General features: G+C 46.5%; 17 protein-coding genes and 4 pseudogenes. 2 read left to right on the top strand and 19 right to left on the bottom strand.

Annotation, left to right across the window (positions count from 1 at the left end; all coding sequences use genetic code 11):
• Positions 1-23 precede the first annotated feature (23 nt).
• The 6 genes from mobQ (D5281_RS11985) to D5281_RS11960 all read right to left on the bottom strand — a co-directional run bounded on the left by mobQ (D5281_RS11985) (position 24) and on the right by D5281_RS11960 (position 3,770).
• On the bottom strand, positions 24-1,604 hold the full coding sequence (gene mobQ, locus D5281_RS11985; protein ID WP_160560429.1) for a MobQ family relaxase: 1,581 nt from the start codon (positions 1,602-1,604) through the stop codon (positions 24-26).
• A gap of 185 nt (positions 1,605-1,789) precedes the next feature.
• Positions 1,790-2,308, bottom strand: coding sequence for a signal peptidase II (locus D5281_RS11980; protein WP_016218015.1), 519 nt, complete (start codon positions 2,306-2,308; stop codon positions 1,790-1,792).
• A gap of 31 nt (positions 2,309-2,339) precedes the next feature.
• The gene (locus D5281_RS11975; RefSeq protein WP_016289930.1) at positions 2,340-2,660 is read right to left on the bottom strand and encodes a TfoX/Sxy family protein; all 321 of its coding nucleotides are present in this window, start codon (positions 2,658-2,660) and stop codon (positions 2,340-2,342) included.
• Between the two features lie 303 nt (positions 2,661-2,963).
• Positions 2,964-3,251 carry a DUF3847 domain-containing protein gene (locus D5281_RS11970; RefSeq protein ID WP_016317499.1) on the bottom strand — a complete coding sequence of 96 codons (288 nt, stop codon included), beginning with the start codon at positions 3,249-3,251 and terminating at the stop codon, positions 2,964-2,966.
• Entirely contained in the window at positions 3,244-3,585 is a 342-nt protein-coding gene (locus D5281_RS11965) for a DeoR family transcriptional regulator (protein ID WP_016317500.1), read from the bottom strand. Before D5281_RS11965 ends, D5281_RS11970 begins: the two co-directional genes overlap by 8 nt.
• Positions 3,582-3,770, bottom strand: a complete 189-nt coding sequence (locus D5281_RS11960; protein ID WP_020989947.1) for a hypothetical protein — start codon at positions 3,768-3,770, stop codon at positions 3,582-3,584. The genes D5281_RS11965 and D5281_RS11960 overlap by 4 nt, the downstream gene beginning before the upstream one ends.
• Before the next feature lie 483 nt (positions 3,771-4,253).
• Between D5281_RS11960 and D5281_RS11955 the strand changes: the two genes are divergently transcribed.
• A complete protein-coding gene (locus D5281_RS11955; protein WP_160560428.1) occupies positions 4,254-5,060 on the top strand; it encodes a helix-turn-helix domain-containing protein in 807 nt (268 codons plus the stop codon).
• Between the two features lie 170 nt (positions 5,061-5,230).
• Here D5281_RS11955 and D5281_RS11950 read toward each other — a convergent pair whose 3' ends face one another.
• From D5281_RS11950 to D5281_RS11905, 9 genes and pseudogenes are all read right to left on the bottom strand, one after another.
• Complete coding sequence (locus D5281_RS11950; protein ID WP_330584991.1) at positions 5,231-5,566, bottom strand: DUF523 domain-containing protein; 336 nt, start codon at positions 5,564-5,566, stop codon at positions 5,231-5,233.
• 49 nt (positions 5,567-5,615) lie between these two features.
• Complete coding sequence (locus D5281_RS11945; protein WP_016317502.1) at positions 5,616-5,993, bottom strand: TnpV protein; 378 nt, start codon at positions 5,991-5,993, stop codon at positions 5,616-5,618.
• Positions 5,953-6,225: a helix-turn-helix domain-containing protein gene (locus D5281_RS11940; protein ID WP_160560427.1), complete on the bottom strand. Its 273-nt coding sequence runs from the start codon at positions 6,223-6,225 to the stop codon at positions 5,953-5,955. Before D5281_RS11940 ends, D5281_RS11945 begins: the two co-directional genes overlap by 41 nt.
• Positions 6,226-7,368: 1,143 nt before the next feature.
• Positions 7,369-7,497, bottom strand: a pseudogene (locus D5281_RS11930) (Maff2 family mobile element protein); the annotation flags it as partial.
• Positions 7,498-7,837: 340 nt separating this feature from the next.
• The gene (locus D5281_RS11925) at positions 7,838-8,911 is read right to left on the bottom strand and encodes a DNA cytosine methyltransferase (protein WP_160560424.1); all 1,074 of its coding nucleotides are present in this window, start codon (positions 8,909-8,911) and stop codon (positions 7,838-7,840) included.
• 178 nt (positions 8,912-9,089) lie between these two features.
• Positions 9,090-9,452, bottom strand: a complete 363-nt coding sequence (locus D5281_RS11920; RefSeq protein ID WP_160560423.1) for a hypothetical protein — start codon at positions 9,450-9,452, stop codon at positions 9,090-9,092.
• A gap of 117 nt (positions 9,453-9,569) precedes the next feature.
• Positions 9,570-10,751, bottom strand: a pseudogene (locus D5281_RS11915) (VirD4-like conjugal transfer protein, CD1115 family); the annotation flags it as partial.
• Between the two features lie 152 nt (positions 10,752-10,903).
• Complete coding sequence (ltrA, locus tag D5281_RS11910; protein WP_160560422.1) at positions 10,904-12,772, bottom strand: group II intron reverse transcriptase/maturase; 1,869 nt, start codon at positions 12,770-12,772, stop codon at positions 10,904-10,906.
• A gap of 693 nt (positions 12,773-13,465) precedes the next feature.
• Positions 13,466-13,867: pseudogene (locus tag D5281_RS11905) on the bottom strand (VirD4-like conjugal transfer protein, CD1115 family); the annotation flags it as partial.
• Positions 13,868-14,798: 931 nt separating this feature from the next.
• Here D5281_RS11905 and D5281_RS11900 point away from each other — a divergent pair.
• Entirely contained in the window at positions 14,799-15,584 is a 786-nt protein-coding gene (locus D5281_RS11900; protein WP_160560421.1) for a CPBP family intramembrane glutamic endopeptidase, read from the top strand.
• Positions 15,585-15,669: 85 nt separating this feature from the next.
• Here D5281_RS11900 and mobQ (D5281_RS11895) read toward each other — a convergent pair whose 3' ends face one another.
• The 4 genes and pseudogenes from mobQ (D5281_RS11895) to D5281_RS26930 form a co-directional block, all read right to left on the bottom strand.
• Entirely contained in the window at positions 15,670-17,094 is a 1,425-nt protein-coding gene (mobQ, locus tag D5281_RS11895) for a MobQ family relaxase (RefSeq protein ID WP_330584990.1), read from the bottom strand.
• Positions 17,095-17,240: 146 nt separating this feature from the next.
• Positions 17,241-17,636, bottom strand: coding sequence for a DUF3847 domain-containing protein (locus D5281_RS11890; protein ID WP_330584989.1), 396 nt, complete (start codon positions 17,634-17,636; stop codon positions 17,241-17,243).
• 88 nt (positions 17,637-17,724) lie between these two features.
• Positions 17,725-17,892, bottom strand: coding sequence for a transposon-encoded TnpW family protein (locus tag D5281_RS11885; protein ID WP_120400136.1), 168 nt, complete (start codon positions 17,890-17,892; stop codon positions 17,725-17,727).
• Between the two features lie 98 nt (positions 17,893-17,990).
• Positions 17,991-18,158, bottom strand: a pseudogene (locus tag D5281_RS26930) (DUF4368 domain-containing protein); the annotation flags it as partial.

Below are 18,158 nucleotides of genomic sequence, written 5' to 3'. Positions count from 1 at the left end.
TGATTGAAAATGGCAAGTGCCTGTTAAAGTTCCATATCCTGTTGTCTGTGTTTCGCCTGTGCCGGGGCGGTTCTTTGAGCCTTTTTCTCGTCTGCCTTATCCTGCAAGACTTCCTTGATGGGCTGCTTCTTGGGCGGCTCTTTGCTTTCCTCTGTGCCGGGGGTAGCTTTCCGTACCCAGTAGCGGATGTCCCGCAGCTTCTTCAAATCCTCCTGTACCTCGGTCAGCGGTACTTTCAGCTCTGCGATTTCGCTAAGAAGCGTTTCCTGCTCCTGTTGCAGCTCCTTTTGGGTGCTGTCCTTATCGTCTGGGTGCTTGGCAAGGTAGGCGGCGGCTTTCGCATATCGGGCAACCTCCGGGTGTTCCTGTTTGAATTTCTCCTTTGTTTTCTTGAAAAATATCTTCTGGTACTTCTCATAGACAGGCTTACATTCCTTGCAGTCTGTCCGGCTGGCAAGAATCCTATCAATCACTTTGCTGCGGGCTTCCTTTGGCTTCATCTGACTGCGGTAATCGGCGGCTGATTTCCCGGAAGATTCCAGAAACGCTTCTAAGTCCTCCACAGTGGAAAGCCCCTTTTGCCGGAGATAGGACAGGGCTTCGCTGACTGCCTTTAAGTCCTGTGAAGTCCCCCGGTTCTGTCCAGCCCTTGTCCAGTCCTTCCGTTCTTCCTTTCGTATCTCCATATACTTCATCAGCAGATTGGGAAGAAGTGTTGCCTCCTCCGCCGCCTTTTGTGCAAGCAGCTCTTTCCGTTTTTCGCCCAGCTCGGTAATCCAGCCTTTGAGGTTTTGGATAAGCTGCCGGATAGACTTCATCAGATTGTTGGCGGCTTTGATTTCCCGGTTCAGATTGCCGATATTCGTCTGAATACCACGCTTTTCCATCTGACGGACAGCAGCCCCCTCATGGACAGTAGGGATAATATCAAGCCCCTGTCTGGCATAGGAACGCAAGTCCACACGCTCCGGGCGGTCATTGGCTTCCAGATAGCGGTTCTGGATGACCTCCCATTCATGCCGCCAGATTTCGCAATACTTCTGGTCGTTCCAGTCCACCGTATCCTCCTTGTGGCTTTTCCACCTGCCAGACGGAAGTTTGATCCGTTCCCCGTTTTCGTCAAGGTCATAAACTTTGCGGCTCTTGGGAAGCCATTTCCCATGTTCGTCCATTGCCCGCATGGTCAGCAGGACATGGGCGTGGGGATTATGTCCCGGCGGATGGGGGTCATGGATAGCAAAATCAGCAATCATGCCTTTGGAAACAAACTGCTTCTGGCAAAACTCCCGGACAAGGACAGCGTACTGGTCGGGCGGTATTTCTCTGGGGATGGTAAGCACCCACCGCCTTGCAAGCTGAGAGTTCCATTGCTTCTCCACCGCTTCGGCGGCGTTCCATAAGGTATTGCGGTCTGCATATTCCTGTGGGGCATTTGCCGGGAGCAGGATTTCATTGTGGACGATACCACGCTTTTCTGGGTAGTGCTTCACTTGCTGGTCGTATTCACAGAACAGCTTTTCGCCACTCTGGTAAGCAGCGGCGGCAACCGCAGACTGCCGCTGGCTGCGCTGAACAATCGTGATTTCGTTGTGTGGACAGGGCATTTCGTGTCCCTCCTTTCGGTAATTGGTGGATGGGGTGGCGTTTTACCACCTCATTTGGGGCAGAAAAAAAGCAGGAGACCTTTTCAGATTTCCTGCTCGGTGTGCCGCTGTGTGGGCGGCGGGTATTTAGTTGTAAAAGTTCGGGGCAAGTTGACCCGATGTATAAGAAATAATAAACCAGAAGTTTACAAGCTAAATTTGTTACAACAAAAATGTAAATACTCTTTAACCGATATTTCTTTGCTATTCAAAATTCCAATAGCAACAAATATAACTTCTGCAACTGTAAGATAGCAGTCTTTCAAATCAAAAATAAAAAGGGTAGGTATCTGCAAAAAATCTAAACTTCCACCCCAAAACAGCTTATCAATCAAGCTACATAAACATCCCGATATGCCACAAATCATTATTATTTTTACCCAAAAACTTATATGTGCTCTTTTTGCCTGATATAGCATATATCCTGAAAAAAAGAGGAACAAAACAAACACATTCAATAAAATGGTAACAAACGGACTTGATAATAATTCGAAGAAATTTCCAGCATAAGATAAACGAGTATTTAGTTCTGGATTAAATCTTAAAACTTTGGCTATTATATCAAATTCGCATTTCATAAATACTTTTGAAATTACTATTTTAACCGTCTGGTCAATTAAAACCAATAATGCCACAGGTATAATAAACGGCTTAAACTTTTCCATCAGTAACACTTCCTCTCAAATTATTATTTTATTATTTCTTCTTTTTCGATTTAGGGGTAGGCAATTCCTCATACATAGCATTAAACAATCCTGTCAAAAACTCTTTATTATCAACTTCATCTACCAACAACATTTCTTTTGCTCCCTCGTAAGGTAACTCATACGAAACCGTTGGCATATAACTTATTGCTGATTTTACTGGTTTAACAAGTAATCTATCATCATAGATACCGCCTACAATCTTACCACGATAATAAATGACAAATTCGCCCATCATAGCTCGATAGGTAATTTCATTCAAGCCAGATAACTGACCTAAAATAAATTCTAAATATTCTTTGCTGGATGCCATAACTTTACCTCAATTTCTAAATTTATTACTGACTTCATTATACTTTATTGCTTATCGAAAAGATAGCATATTTTATGAAACTTGTCGGCTGGGAACAGCTTGCATTGCAAGGTGTCCCCAGATGGCAAGTCCACAAAAGGGTAGCTGGCGGCAGCCAGCGCAGGGGAAGCGTAGCGTCCCCTGTTTGATTTGGAGCAGACCTTGACTGCGGAAAATCACAGCCCTCCGGCGAGGAGCCTTCGGAGAACGCAATGCACCAACCTCTGGGTGGTGTATAATTGCGCCCTTAGTAAACTAAGGGGTTTACGGCTTCTCTCGTTCCAGAAGTTTTTTCAATAGTTCCTGCGTGTCCTGCCTGTGAAAAATGAGTTTCAACAACAGCATGACATCATCATCGGTCAGGCGTTCCGGCTCTTGCAGATAACTTTCCAGCATGCCGCCACGAGTACAGAGCCGGTGTGTCCGTTCCTTTCGGGTAAGCTGCTTTAACTGGTGCTGCAATGCCTTTTCATCATTGATGGCTTTCCGCAGTTTCTTTTCGCTTTTTTCCAGCTCCCGGTTGAGCTTTTCCAGCTTTGAGGTATCAGGCAAGGGCAGCGTCCTCCTTTCCCGGTATCAGCACATAAATCCGGTTTGGTTCTCCCACGCCCTGACGCACCCGCATGATAAGTCCGGCGGTTTCCAGTTCATTCAGAGAACGCTTGACCGTCATGGGGCTGCGGGACAGGACAGTGGCAATGGCTGTGACAGGGAAGCAGACAAACAGGATTCCGTTCTCGTCCTCCTGACCTTTAGAGAGCATAGCATCCAGCATCCGGCAGTACATGACCTTTGCGGTGCTGCTGACTGGAAATCCTGTCAACGCTCTTGGAAATGGCATACAGGGTGGCAATGGTGTGTCTATCGTCATAAATTCAAAATTCATTCGGTGTGTTCCTCCTTTTTCTTTGCTCGTTTGGATAAATAACGGGGGCAGTCAATCACAACCGCCCGGAAGCTCTGCTTGCACCCATGCTGGCATTTCCGGCATAATTCGTTGTAAGTGACACGCCCCCGGTCATTGAGGTAAAAGGAAAGCTCATACTTCCTCTTTTTGCTCATTCTCGGCATATTGCGCTTCCTCCCGTTTTAGTGTATGGTTTCGGGGCGATTTTCGGCAAAATTACGGTCATAGAGCCGCTTAAAATCTCCCGAAGTATCAGCGATAGGGTAGACTATCCCACTATCAGATTGTCGTGTTTCGGTATCATTTCGGTGTCAGTTCGCCAGTTCTCCCCGGTGTCGTTCCTCCCCTGAATCTCACAGCGGCGTATCGCTCCCTTTGGTATGCTCGTTTCGGTCAGGGTTCCTCCACATCCCTGCCAAAAGTCATGGCACTACATCGCCGGGGAAGCATATCCCACACAGGCTGGTCATTCGATTGGAATAATCCATCGATGAACTACCTGTATCATAGAACATTTTTGTGCCCTGTGCCGTATGTCCACAAAGTAGGAATTAGGGGTAAAAATCAGAAATTTCCACGATTGCGGAAAGTATGATATAATCCAGTTAAACGGCAGTAATGAAACCGCCGGAAAGGAGCGTGTGCCCATGAAAGGAGCAACAAGCATACAGGAACGCCTTTGGGAACTCCGCAAGGACAAAGGCTTAAATCTGGAAGAACTATCAAGGCTGACGGGCATTTCCAAATCAGCTCTTGGAAGTTATGAAAAAGAGGATTATAAGGAAATCAATCATGGCAACCTTATCACGCTGGCAGACTTCTATGAGGTTTCCGTCGATTATCTGCTATGCCGGACAGAGAACAAGGAGCAGATCAACACGCCATTGACGGAACTGCATTTAAACGATGAAATGGTTGCACTTCTGAAAAGCGGTCGGATTAACAACCGTCTGCTCTGCGAACTTGCCACACATAAAGATTTTATCAAGTTTCTTGCAGACATTGAGATTTATGTGGACGGGATTGCCACCATGCAGATTCAAAATCTCAACGCTCTTGTCGATACCGTCCGGCATGAAATCATTGAACGGTATCGCCCCGGCGAAGATGACCCGCATTTGAAAGTGCTGCAAGCCGCCCATATCAGCGATGATGAATATTTCAGTCACATGGTTCTGGATGACCTCAACCTCATTATCCGGGATATTCGGGAAGCTCACAAAAAAGACAGCGAAAGTGCTCCCCAGACCACCGTTGCCGATGAACTGAAAGAAAATCTGGAAGCGGTCGAAAATTTCAAGGGCAGCCGGGATGAAAAGCTGGTTGTTCTTTACTGCAAGCAGCTCGGTATCAACTATAAAAATCTGTCAGACGAAGAATTTCGCTGGCTGATTCGGATTCTCAAAAAATCAAAGAAAATGGGAACGCCTATCAGCCAGAGGAAAAAACGGTAAAGAAAAAACCGCTGTTGCATGGTTTGTTGGCTCCCATGTAGCAGCGGTTTATGCTGTGGTTATTCAATTAAAATTTCAAAGTGACAAACTTAAACTTCTTCAACATCAATAACATTATATCCTCTTTGCTTTAATGCCTTCGCAAAAAATCCCATTCCAGAAATTAGTTTTCAAGTAAAGCTACCATCGTATATTTGATTTACACCACAAGTAGGACTTCTGGATTGTAATATAACCAAATCAATATCTTCATTTTGAATTTTTGATAATGCCATTGACACTGCTTTATTATATTCAGAATTAACATCATTTCCATTTTCATCTACTACAATCCCATTCACAATTTCTGCACAAGGTCTAGGAATTTTCATGCCAGCTAATATTTCTGGGCAAATAGAAATAACTTCTTTATCCTTTAAGAAATTGATAACTGCTAAATTTTTATTGTTTTTTCCGTTATATTTACAGTTTGTTCCCATAATACAGGCACTAACTAATACCTTCATATTTATCACCCCAAATCAAATTTATTTACATAATCATTCTACCACACCGTTATGAATAAATCATCTCATGCAAAACAATTTCTTCTGCCCGGTTATGGATGTTATTACATCGTTGTACCCATTCCATTTGACAGGTACGCTTTAATTCCTCTGTCACGCCCTCGGTAGCTTTCAGCTGTTCCATGATAGTGTCTAACCGTTCCTGTGCCTGTTCGTTCAGGTCTGCAAGATATGTCCACAATTCTCCGGTCAGTATCAATGTGTTCAATCTGGCTGGGTGGGCTTCTCTTAAATATTCCCGGTGTATCCGTCCGTACTTTCCGATAGGGCGGTGTTCCTCCGGCAGCTTCAAATCCGGGATATAGTAATCTCCAACAAGGATATAATCAATTCCGTTTTCCGTTATTCTTGGTTTCAATTCGCTCATGTTCCTTATCTCCTGTGGAAGCAGGCTCGTCTGGTACTAACTCAATCACATCGGTAATCTCACAATTCAGCGTTTCGCAGATACGGGCTAATGTATCCATACTGATGTGCTTTCCCTCTTTACTCATGTTGGCAATCATATTTGTTGTCATACCAGCGGCAAGCCTTAAATCCTCTTTTCTCATATCACGCTCTAACAGTGTGTGCCAGAGTGGTTTATAGCTGATGTGCATATTGTTTTCCTGCCTTTCTACCCATACCACCGGGGCGGCTGCCCCGGCAGGAACTTTTCTCTTATTATAACACCAATCTTGTGTAATCACAATTTATTCTTGTATCTTGCCGCTGATACCGTCTGGATTGTGCTTTTCCTTTCTTTTTGTTCCCTTTAATTAGCCATGAACTGCTTGATCCCTTGTGATTTTGCGCCCGATTGCGATAGGTAAGCCTACAGTTTCAAATGTTTCCGGCTTTTCCCCCGCTTAGCACCGTGCGTGCGACTTTCACCGCACACGGCGCCCCATCGAATTTAGAAATTTTACGTTTTAAACATAACTTACACACTTCGTTACAGCATTAAAAAATTGTTTGTGCTTTTGCTGCTCCGAAGTCAACACAGGCACCCACCCCTTTCGGTTAGGATTTTCTTTGTCATACTCGAAGCTGTGTTTGTTATGTTTTCAGTTTTTGTTTCTAAATCCGACTGGTGGCTATCCCTCCACGGGCTTTTTATTCCCGCTTCATAGGTACTGTGCCACCACTTTCGCCGGGATTAAGATAAGTTATAGCGATAGTGGAATATCATAACTGATATACCAGCATTCCCTGCTGGTTTTCGCTTTTCCTTATCAGCGTGACATCAGCCTGCAACAGCCTTATCATTCACATCCCGGTTTACCACGTTCCAACAATCCTATCATTGAATACTTTTAGGTGCTTCCTCTAAGCCTGTGTCCAATTCAAAGAATCTTACCGCCTGTAACGGTATGTGGACGTTCATAACAACCAGTCTTACTAATCCACGGACACCCCAATTTAATGGGGAAATGCCTTTCGACAAATCCAAACGTTTAGACCCGTACATTCGGAAGTACGCCAGTATTTTCATACATTCTCACCATGAGTATCCGACACCCGGCATATAGATGACGCCATCCACCTCTGGACAGGTTTCGTGCGGGAATATCCCGTTTACGGTCACTCTCTGCCGACTTCACCGAGCTTTTGACGGTTAGGCAGTTGCATACCGCCGCCAATCGGAGTATCAGTGTGGGCGTTTCAAGGCGTTACCCTGTCATTCCACCCATCGGATTGTCAGTTCTCCTAAGATTTCAGGCTGTTTAGCCTTTCGACTTAGTGCGTAACCTTTTCAGTTACGAACGTGTCGCACGGTTATCATTCCCATAACCCTCAAGCAGGTTGATGACACCCCACACCGCAAGGCCAGCGCCAAGGGCAACTACCAGTGTCTGTAAGATTGTGATCGCTGAAGTAAAAAATGCCATATTTTTCTCCGAAACCCAAACCCCCGAAACGCCCTATTTTGTCGTTTCACCACAAACTGTGTATCTCAGGATACGGGTTCTTTTCCTTTCTTAAGTTTTTATTTTATTTTTGAGATAAAAAAAGAGAGCCTCTGTATCCGGAACCGCTTTGGGAAGCGTCCATATATACGAAAAGCCTCTGGTTTTAAGTTCCATATTCAGTTGTTTTTCAAAATGTACCGTCAAGTACCTGACGCATTCCCTGCATGATATAAGCTGCACAGGGAACCGCAATGCTGTTCCCCAGCATCTCATAGCGTCTTGTATCCCCAATCTCTTTCCCGTCATGCCGGTATCTGGTTCACCCGTCCGGGAACCCCTGCAGACGCTCACATTCCAGCGGCGTAAGGCGGCGCGCCATACCGTCAAAAGCCACCACCGGCAGGTTGCCATGGGGCTGGCCCCGCAGTGTCGGGGAAAGCCCGGAATGTTCCACAGCCAGGTAACTCCCGCCTTGGTCATTCAGTATCGCAGCTTTCCCCCGTCCAGCCATTTTTTGTCCGTTTTCCGGTATTGCCACCACATGGCGGTCTGCTGTTGTCAATGTATAGGAGAGTTCTCTCTGACAGCCTATGCCATGCCCTCCGTTTCCGGGCTTGCGGCCTATGGTATTCCCGGCAATGCAGTACACCTCCTTGTCCGGCATACCGTTTCCCGTCAGCCCTCCGTTATCTCCGCCGCCTGCCTTTTCAGGATCATCTCCACCAAAGGCGGAAACGCCCTGCCGAGGAGTGCCGCCCGCCTCAAAATACTCCCGCAGGCTTTTGGGGACAAATAATATTTCCCCGGCGCTCCTTCCTCTAAAATCTGTGACAAGGAACACGCGCCTGCGCCGCTGTGCTGTTCCGAAATATTGGGCATCGTACACGCACCAAGCGAGGTCAGCTGCTCCGCCTCGCACCATCCCGGCGTTTGCCCACTTCCCGGAGCAAGGCATTGGAACTTCGCCCGCTGTGAGCGCTTCGAGCACCGCCCTAAAGTCACGCCCTCCGGCGGATGAAAATGCGCCGGGGACGTTCTCCCACAATGCAAATTTCGGGTATCTCCCATCTGTCGCCTCCCTCATTTCATCAATGATTCTTACCGCCTCTTTAAACAATCCGCTCCGCCCGTCGGCAAGCCCCCGTCGCTGCCCCGCAATGGACAGCCCCTGGCAGGGTGAGCCGAACGTGATAATATCCACGGGCGGGAGCTTCCCGCCGCGGAGACAGGTAATATCCCCCATATGCTCCATATCCGGGAAATGCCGCCTTGTGACCGACACACAGTCCGGCATGACCTCACTGGCCCACAACGTGCGGATGCCATAAAAAGATGCGGCATAAGGGAAGCCCCCTATACCGTCAAAAAGGGAGCCTAATGTAATCCCTCCCATAACCACCTCCCGTAAAAAAGCAGCAGGTATCCTGCCGCAGCCTGTCATGCTGTATTGCTTTTACAGCACACAATATCCAGTTACGCTTTATCCATCCGCCCCTGTCAGGCGCGCGTATCCGGTTAAAAGTATTATCCCTTACCATTTTCCACCCCTTCACCGTCATGTCTTTTATGTTTCAGTCAAAAACCTCTTTTTCCGGGAATATTTTTATCAGTTCCCGTACCGCCTCCCACACGAAAGGATTGCTGTCAGCTTCCGGCACATAGCGGATCAGCCCGGTATTAATCGCCCTGCCCGAAACAAGGTCAAGCACCAAGTCCTCACTTTCCGGCTCCCCCGCCTTATGAATCCTGATTCCAATGGACGGGACCCCGTTCATACGCCCCGGCGGGATATTCCGGTAGATGGAAACCGCCTCTTCCAGTGTACCGATCCCCTCATGGCATTCCCCAAGGCTGTGGAACTCCCCACATTCTGCCACTGTAAAAGTCAAACCCTTTGTGCCTGCCCTTTCCTTTTTTGCATTGTTTCCTGCCATAATCTCCCTCCTGTCTGCAAAAAAAATTCTGCCTCACCCCCTGCTCATATTAATTTTATTTTGCGGCATTAAAAAAGGGCGCTGTTTCCTGTACAGTGAGTGCCCTGTCATGCCGCCTTATCCTTCTGTTTTCGCCGCATTTCCTGTATTTTCCGTATCCCCTGCGGTTTCTTCCACCTCAATCAGTTCAAACTCCTCATCTACCCGCAATTTCAGCCTGTGTTCCAGGTACCCTTCCACGTCAAAGGTGTTCTTCCTGTCATAGTCTGACAGTTCCTTATACCGCTTGTGGCTGGTGATGTCGAACTTATTGCTCAAAAATGGACGCACCCCGCGGAGCTGCAGGATACATTTATCCCCGTCCATGACTGCAAGCTCATCCCTGCTCATAAGTTCCTTTCCGACCTTTTGAAAATTTATGCCATAAGAGCGGCTCTGCCCCCTGGTGTCGGAAGTATTGTACAAGTCAATGGTCTCACGCCCTAAAGTCTCTGAAATCTCCTTCAGGGTGGTGCTCTCCTTCCCGCCAAGGAATAACATGCTGTCACAATTCCCTAAAATAGTCTCGCTGGCATCCTTGTAGATCGTCTTTAGCTGGCTCTGCGACTGCAGAATAATAGAGGCAGAGATTTCCCTGCTCCTGATGGTGGCGATCAGCTTGTCAAACTTTGGTATCTGCCCGATATTCGCAAATTCATCGAGTAAAAGCCTTACATGGTACGGGAGCCTGCCCCCATGTACGTCATCCGCCCTGTCGCATAAAAGGTTGAAAAGCTGGCTGTACATCACCGCCACGATAAAGTTGAAAGTGTCATCCGTGTCGGAGATAATGACAAACATGGCTGTCCTTTGGTCGCCCAGCATATCCAACTCCATCTCATCATAGGAAGTCAATTCCCGAAGCTCTGCGATGTCAAATGGCGCAAGCCTTGCACCGCAGCTAATTAAGATCGATTTTGAAGTTTTGCCCGCCGCAAGCTTAAATTTTTTATATTGGCGTACCGCAAAGTGTTCCGGCTTCTCCTGTTCCAGTTCCTCAAACAGCTCATCCACCGCATTTTTAAATTCCTCGTCATCTTCCCTTGTCTCCGAGGCGTTAATGAATTCCAGCAGGGTAGAGAAATTCTGCTCTTCTTCCGGTGCTTCATAGTAGATATACCCGATCAGCGCACAGTATAAGAGCCTTTCGGATTTGACCCAGAAATCTTCGGCGGATTTTTCCCCTTCCCCTTTCGTGTTGGCGATAATGGTATTCACCAGCTTTAAAATATCCTTTTCGGAACGGATATACCGGAAGGGTTCCGATAGGTAAGCCTTTGATGTTATCTCCAGCTTTTCCCCCGGCTAGCACCGGACATGCGACTTTCACCGCATCCGGCGCCCCATCAAGCATAGTTTCAGCAGTGATACACACTCACTTTTTCACATTAGCTAAATCAGTTTGTTACGATTTACATTGACATTTCTGCCAACCCTGCGGTAACACGCAGTTTGTTTACCTTAGTAATTTGTGCCTTATTCAATTCATACTTCTTTGTCAGTGTAGCGAACTTTATACTGTCTGTTGTTGAGATAAATTCATATCCGGCAGGCGATAAAAGCAACAGATTACGGTAACTGTCTCTGCCATTTTTACACTCATTTGATTTCCTGTAACAAATACAGTGAATCACTTCCAGTTGTTCTCCAGTGATTGCACATTTACCTTCCTGCCCGGCATAGAGAGAGATTCGGTTATCATTGAACTGTACCGTTTCTCCTGTTACCGGGTGGCGCATGAGCCAGAGCATATCTTCAACATTCAGTTTCAGATTGCTGTGGATTTCCATTCTTCCGTCTAGAGTATATAGGTTGATTTTCCTGCTCTTGCGCATTGGTATTTTAAACTGCACATATGCCAGAGGTACTACTGGTGTATCTCCAATCCAGCGCATTTGTTTCGATTTTCCATACCGTTTTTTTATATATTTGTTGTTTAATTCGCCCTGCTTTTTATACCCATCTATCCGATGGAGAAAGCGACCATTATTCACATGAGCCATTCGGCTAAAATTCAGATTTATCCTCGTAGCAATACAATAATAGTTCTGCATACCTATGACTTTGGCGTTGTATTCGTGAATGTTGCTCTTTATGTCGCTTGCTGTCTTGCTGTTTTGAATCTCTATAATTGCTTTTGAGAGTTCTTTCTGCATATGCGACATTGCCTTGTCACAGACATTTGAACTGATTACCCATGTCCTGCGTTTCTTTATCAGCCTCATACGGAACCCCAGAAATTCACTATCTCTTTTCCTGAGATTTGTGACCTTTGATTTTTCATCTGAAATTTCCAGTTTGAGCCGCTTTAGCAGCCAGTCCTCAACCGCATGGTATGTTCTGTCAGCGTCCTTACGGTTCCTGCAAAAGATTTTAAAATCATCTGCATACCGGACTATACGCATTTCCTTGAGGTTGCTCTTTTTGAGCGCCGTGTGGCTGTTGCACTTTTTTTCTGCCCCGTTCGGATAATATGTGACCTTACAAGGAGACTTCATATGGTCTGCCATACCCTCCCACTGTGACGCTATCCACCAGTCCAGTTCGTTCAGGACAATGTTGGCTAACAGCGGGGAAAGTATGCCGCCCTGAGGGGTTCCCCTATCTGGGTGTAGGATTTCTCCATCTGGCATTTGAATTGGCGCTTTCAGCATTGCTTTGATTATCTGAATCAGTTTGGTATCCCGTATACCCAGCGTCCATATCTGCTGTAACAGCTTTCTATGATTTACGTTGTCAAAGAAACCCTTTATATCCACGTCCACCACATAGTGGAGTTTATTCCTTTGAGCCAGTCCATAAGCGTAGGAGACAGCGTTTTCAGCGCTCCTGCAAGGTCTGAAGCCGTATGAATGTTCATAGAACTTTGCTTCACAGATTGGCTCCATGACTTGTAATATGCATTGCTGTACAATCCGGTCTATGATACACGGTATACCTAACGGTCTTAATTTCCCGTTTGGTTTGGGAATCTCTACCCTCCTTACTGTTTTTGGCACATACCTTGTAAACTGTTTTTGAATAAGGGAGACAAAATCTTCTTCCGGCATATCTGCCAGGGATTCTATCGTTCTCCCGTCTGTACCGGCGGTATGGCTCCCATCATTGCTTTTAATATTTCTGAAAGCAAGCATGATGTTATTTGGTGCCACTATGATTTCTACGAGATTATTAAATATCTCTCCATCTCTGCTTTTTGCATACAGTTCATCAAAGATGTTCTGCATGTCATAGTATTCCGCATGGCGCAGTTTACTTCTTTTTTTAGCTTTCCGTGTCATGTACATCACCCCGTTTCATTGATTCGAGTGACAATTTCTTATTCTTACTCGACTGCATGATTAGAGAGAGTGTACTGCTGATTTTCTGCCTGACTTGTGGCCATTCCTCCGTCACCCTCTTTTTCGCAGGCAACATCGACAGTTCGACCACGACCTTTCAGCAGAGATTCATCCGCTTATTATTCTTCGCCGGATTATCCATAGGATTCTCTGCCTTTCCTTGTTCCGATAATTCTATCTGTGCATATATACCCTTAGGTGTTCCCTCTAAGCCTGACAGCTTGCATGTGCCTGTAACACATCACGGTAGTTCGTAACAACCATTCCTACTAAACCGCACTGTCTGGGCATGAACCCACACATACATTTCTGTATGTGGCACTTTTAGACCTTTACATTCGGGAGTTTCGTCAGGCATTGCTGCCATTCTAACCATAGGTATTTTATAGACCCCCGGCATATGGGGTGCGCTGTCCACCTCTGGACAGGTTTCGTCAGCGTTATCTGTTACGGCACCTTTCTGCCGACTTTACCGGGCTTCACACCTCATCACAGAGTGATGACGCATGCCGGAGTATCAGGGGAGGCGTTTCAAGGCGTTACCCTATCATTCCACCTCTCGAATTATCAGTTCACAGAACTGATTAAAAACAGCGCTGTGCGCCGCCTTTTCAGCGACGAACAAGTCGCACGGTTATAGTGCATGCTTTTCTTGAAATTAATGGTATTCAGCACCTTGATCCGGTAAGGTTCGTAAACCACCCTCCCGTTTTTATCCCTGACCGGTTTCCCGTTTTTCATCTTCGGCGTGCCCCTGCTTAACATTTTTCCGCATTCGAGCAGGATGGTACCTTTCGGATCAGTGGTCACGAAGCTGACATTTGAGGGCATCTGCATGAGCTGGGGCTTAACATAGAACCGGGTCTTGCCGGAACCGGAGCCGCCAATCACCACCACGTTCTTATTCCTTGCGTACTTTGGCTTTTTCGGCCTTCCATTCATGGTGAGCCGCTCCGTCTGGGTAAAAAGGATATTGTTGTCGAACACCGGATCGATAAACGGTGCGATATCTTTCCCATTTCCCCATGAAGCGTTTTGTCAAGTGCTTTTTTGAGTTATTGACGCAAAACTTTTCAGCGCGGCGGGAAACGGGCAGGAAGAATGGGCGCAAAATGCGCTTGTGGACGGTTAGAAGCTGTTTTTGCGTGTGGGTAGTATAAAACCCTTGCCCGGTGGTTTTTCGTGTCTGAAACGCCTTAAAAATAAAGCCTTTTCAAGCCCTATTGCGTAACATTCCATTCTGTTCTTTGGGAGAGGTCGGGGGCGCGGGGGCAGAGCCACCGCATAACCTACCGCCCGCCGCCGCAGTAGTGCAGACGGTTTTGCCGTTAGAATGAAGCGGACGAAAACGGGGGCAGGATTTTTTTATCCTGTTCCCCGTTTTCGGCGGCGAAATGGAAACGGCAAAAATCCAGACGGTCAAGGGTTTAAGAGTGGAGATTTTTTTCGCGCTCTTTGCGAAAAAATACTACTCGTCCCTTGACCATCTGGATAGTCGGAACGGAGTAAAGTTCAGATTGCTTTTCATGATTGGAAGTGGTATAATCCCATCTTTGACACTTTGAAAAAAATAAAACTGCTACAACTCTTGATTTATAAGCATTGTAGCAGTTTGAGCCCAAGTTTTAATATATGGTAATTTTTCCTATTTTGTGAATTTTTACGAAACACTGATATTATGCGGAGTTTTGAGATAAAGCATTCATGTTGTATGTATATGAGTATATTACATCTATAACAGGAAAATATCAAGAGATAACAGACATTACTATATAACAAAACAAAATGCTTGACGAAGAGAATGTAGATATTATAAGGGGTTTAACGGCTTTATTAAAAATCTAACTGTCAAACTCCCGGGAGTAAAGTTCAGATTGCTTTTCATGATTGGAAGTGGTATAATTTTTTCGATACAGACACTCGGGATTTATACACGTTCCTGATACAAATTTTCGGAGGAATTTTTATGTTATTTTCAGTAATATTAATTTTGTTGATAGCCATTGTATTCAGAAAACGGAAAATGGACAAAACAGGACAACAGAAATCGGATGAAATAGAATATTTGTCTAAAAATAAAAAGGAACTCATTCTCGGCTTAGCATGGTATGTATTCTATTTTATGCTGTCTTACATAAGCTGTGCTTTTCAGGTCGATATCATAAATGAATTATCAAACTGGTTGTTTCTGGTTCTCTTTCCCCTCCTGATTATCGCTGTTTTCAGAAAAGAGAAAATAATACAAGCCTTGAAAGAATCAGGCTTAAGACATTTTGACAGAAAAACCGTATTAAGGATACTATTGATTTGTGCTGCATACCAAGGTGTTATTATCCTTGTCTTTGGTTTAGGGGGATTTTGTTTTAATATAACGAATATTCTCCACATATTAGTAAAACTTCCAGTATTTTTTTGCCTGATGATACTTACAGCAGCATTTACGGAAGAATTTTTCTTCAGGGGCATTCTGCAAAGAACTATGATGGATTCACTAAAAAAGCCATATCTGGTCATACTGCTTACTGGCATTCTGTTTGGGTTGTACCATTTTCCGTTTGCATATTATCTATGGGGCAATACGGCAGGGAGCGTTATAAATTCACTCAAAATGATTATGACGGAACATGTTCTTACTGGCTGCGCTTATGGCTTTCTCTACTATAAATCTAATAAAAACCTGTGGAGCAATATCATTTTGCATGCTTTCTACAATGCGGCTATTATGGCTCTCGGCACTGTATTTTCGACATGAGGTGACTACTTCCAGTTTATCCCTCTAATAAAAGTCCAAAACAGGGCGGCGGTAATAGGTATTGACTATCCCGCCGCCCCGTCTGTTATCGTTCCATATCCTGTTTTCTGTGGGGCTGTTGTTCCCGCTGTTCCTGTCGCAAGATACTGTAAACGCTCTTTCTGATTTTCTCCGCTTCTTTCACTTCCTCTTTCAATGCAAGATACCGCCGATTGAGTGTTTTTCTCTCGGCGGTCAGCTTGGTGTATTCTTCTTTCCATGTCTTTGTCGGGATTGTGGTCTTGCCGTTCATCACGCCTTTAAGATAATCGTTCGCCGTTGTGAATAGGATTTGCTCGGCTTCGGTCAGCGGCTTCTTTCCTTTGTACTTGAAATAAATGTCGGCTTGCTCTAAGTGCTTTTTCAGAGTGCCTAACCGCCGTTCAACGGGTTTCAGCTTGCCTTGAATATCCAGTTGTTCCCCTATCATAGTCTTAAATTTTTCATCAAGCCCCGTCATATCCATGATGTTGTTGGCTTGCAGGAAATTCAGCATATTTGCCGCGTCTTTGAGGTTATACAGCGATTGTGAATATCCCGATTTTTCCGTCTGTGCCTTGCGTGACAGTATGCCTTGAATGTAGTCGGCAAGGGTAGTCGGCTCGGTGTTCTCGCTTTCTTCTTTCAACCAGTTTTGCAGTTTGGAGATACGCGCCTTTAACTGCCGCAACTTCTGGTTTGTAACTTCGATTTCGCGGTTAAGGTCGCCGCGCTCGGTGCGGATGCCGCGCTTCTCCATAGCGGAAGCGGCAACGCCTAAATGGACGGTGGGTATCTGGTCGGCGGCAGGATTGCCGCTTTCCCTTTGCCGTTCATAACTGCGGTGGTCGATACGCTCCGCGTGTCCGTACTGCTCCAATGCCTGATTGCAAAGCCCCGCCCATGCCGCTCTCCATTCCTCCGCTTTGGTCTGCTCGTTCCAGTTGGTGGCGGGAATGGATTTGCATTTGTACTGCCGCTTTTTCGGGTCATAGATTTTACTACCGTCTTTATCAAGAATGTACTCCTTTTTCTGCTTCGCTCCCCACTCGCCGCCCTCGTCAAAAGGTCGCATTGTCAGCATGATATGGGCGTGGGGGTTGCCGCCGCCTGTGTCATGTAAACATACATCGGCGCACATTCCCGCCGCCACAAAATGCCGTTTCACATACTCGCGGACAAGGGAAATGCTCTGCTCCCTCGTCAGTTCGCGGGGTAAGGAAATTTCAATCTCCCGCGCAAGCTGGGCGTTCTTCGCTTTCTCGATTTTCTCCACTTCGTTCCACAAAACCGCCCTGTCCGCATACTCGGTGGGGGCGTGGTCGGGGAGTAAAATCTCGGTGTGGACGACACCGCCCTTGTGGGTGTAGTCGTGGGTCATTCCGTCAAACTCATTTGTGATTTTTTCCCCCGCCCGGTAAGCGGCGGCGGCAACAGCGGATTTGCCCTTGCCGCGGGATATGACTTTGATACTGCAATGGTAGATTGCCACGCGCCGCGCTCCTTTCTGCGGGTAACTCCCGCCGTTCTCTTTTGTGCCGACAGGCACAAAACGCCGTCTGCAAGACCGCACATACCACATCTCATGTGGTATATAAGTGCGCCCTTGCTTTTAAGCAAGGGTAGGGGCATAAGCCGTTACCCTTGCAAGCCGCCCCCGTTCATGCTCCCGCCTGCGCCGCCCTCGTGGGCTGTATGGGCTGTATGGGCGGTGGGCGGCGTGTTACCCTGCGCCGCCGTTTCTGCGCCCTGTATGGGGGCTGTGGGGGCGTTCTGGGCGGTCAGTCCGTCCAGTATGCGGCGGGCGTGGTCGGTCATTACAGTTTTTTCAAGGAAGGTCTTGAATTGTTCCTCTGTCAGCGGTATTGTGTCGGGGACAAGGCTTTCAAAAAGCCCCATGCGGCGGCATAGGCGTTTTGTCCTGTCCTTGCGCTCCTGCGCCTTTTGCTCCTGCACAAGCTGTCTGCGCCTGTTTTCAAGCTGTCGGATTTCTTCCTCAATGCTCGTGATTTTTTCGGCTTTGGTCTTTGCCACGGGTCAATCGCTCCTTTCATGTCTGGTATGGATTGGATGGGATAGGATTGGATGGGAATGGATTTTTACAGATAACCGTTTTCCCGTTTTATTCCTGCTTGTCGGCAAGTATCATTTTCAAAATCTTGTCGCGGAATGTTTCTGTGCCGCTGTGGTTGAAAAACAACTCCGCAACAATGGTCTGCCCGTTCCTCTGCGTTGTGATGATACCGTCCGGCTTTCGGGGCGGGGTGGGGGTTTTGTTCTTTTCTGTCAATAGGTCGCTCCTTTCTTTGGGCAATGTCTGCTTTGCAGACATGGGAAAAGGGATTTCCCGTAATTGGAAAATCCCTCTTAGCTGTTGGCTGTTTGGTTTTACTGTGCGGTTGCGGCGGCTTGCGCCTTTTTTCTCGCTCTGTATTCCCGCGCTTTGATACGGTCATACTCCCGTTGCTTTTCAATATTTTTAGCGCGGTAGGCTCTGGAATATTCCCGGTGGTAGGCGCGGCTCTTTTCCTTTTTCGCTTCTTCGATTTCCTCCCG

This window comes from Parablautia muri (assembly GCF_009917485.1).
Taxonomy (GTDB): domain Bacteria; phylum Bacillota; class Clostridia; order Lachnospirales; family Lachnospiraceae; genus Suilimivivens; species Suilimivivens muri.
This window is presented reverse-complemented; position numbering and strand designations above follow the sequence as displayed.

Excerpts from the sequence above, each read along its gene's own strand:
- D5281_RS11960 (WP_020989947.1), bottom strand. The coding sequence starts at position 3,770 with ATGCCGAGAATGAGCAAAAAGAGGAAGTATGAGCTTTCCTTTTACCTC.
- D5281_RS11965 (WP_016317500.1), bottom strand. The coding sequence starts at position 3,585 with ATGAATTTTGAATTTATGACGATAGACACACCATTGCCACCCTGTATG.
- D5281_RS11900 (WP_160560421.1), top strand. The coding sequence starts at position 14,799 with ATGTTATTTTCAGTAATATTAATTTTGTTGATAGCCATTGTATTCAGA.
- D5281_RS11925 (WP_160560424.1), bottom strand. The coding sequence starts at position 8,911 with ATGGGAGGGATTACATTAGGCTCCCTTTTTGACGGTATAGGGGGCTTC.
- D5281_RS11920 (WP_160560423.1), bottom strand. The coding sequence starts at position 9,452 with ATGGCAGGAAACAATGCAAAAAAGGAAAGGGCAGGCACAAAGGGTTTG.
- D5281_RS11940 (WP_160560427.1), bottom strand. The coding sequence starts at position 6,225 with ATGCACATCAGCTATAAACCACTCTGGCACACACTGTTAGAGCGTGAT.
- ltrA (WP_160560422.1), bottom strand. The coding sequence starts at position 12,772 with ATGACACGGAAAGCTAAAAAAAGAAGTAAACTGCGCCATGCGGAATAC.
- mobQ (WP_160560429.1), bottom strand. The coding sequence starts at position 1,604 with ATGCCCTGTCCACACAACGAAATCACGATTGTTCAGCGCAGCCAGCGG.
- D5281_RS11945 (WP_016317502.1), bottom strand. The coding sequence starts at position 5,993 with ATGAGCGAATTGAAACCAAGAATAACGGAAAACGGAATTGATTATATC.
- D5281_RS11950 (WP_330584991.1), bottom strand. The coding sequence starts at position 5,566 with ATGAAGGTATTAGTTAGTGCCTGTATTATGGGAACAAACTGTAAATAT.
- D5281_RS11980 (WP_016218015.1), bottom strand. The coding sequence starts at position 2,308 with ATGGAAAAGTTTAAGCCGTTTATTATACCTGTGGCATTATTGGTTTTA.
- D5281_RS11975 (WP_016289930.1), bottom strand. The coding sequence starts at position 2,660 with ATGGCATCCAGCAAAGAATATTTAGAATTTATTTTAGGTCAGTTATCT.
- D5281_RS11955 (WP_160560428.1), top strand. The coding sequence starts at position 4,254 with ATGAAAGGAGCAACAAGCATACAGGAACGCCTTTGGGAACTCCGCAAG.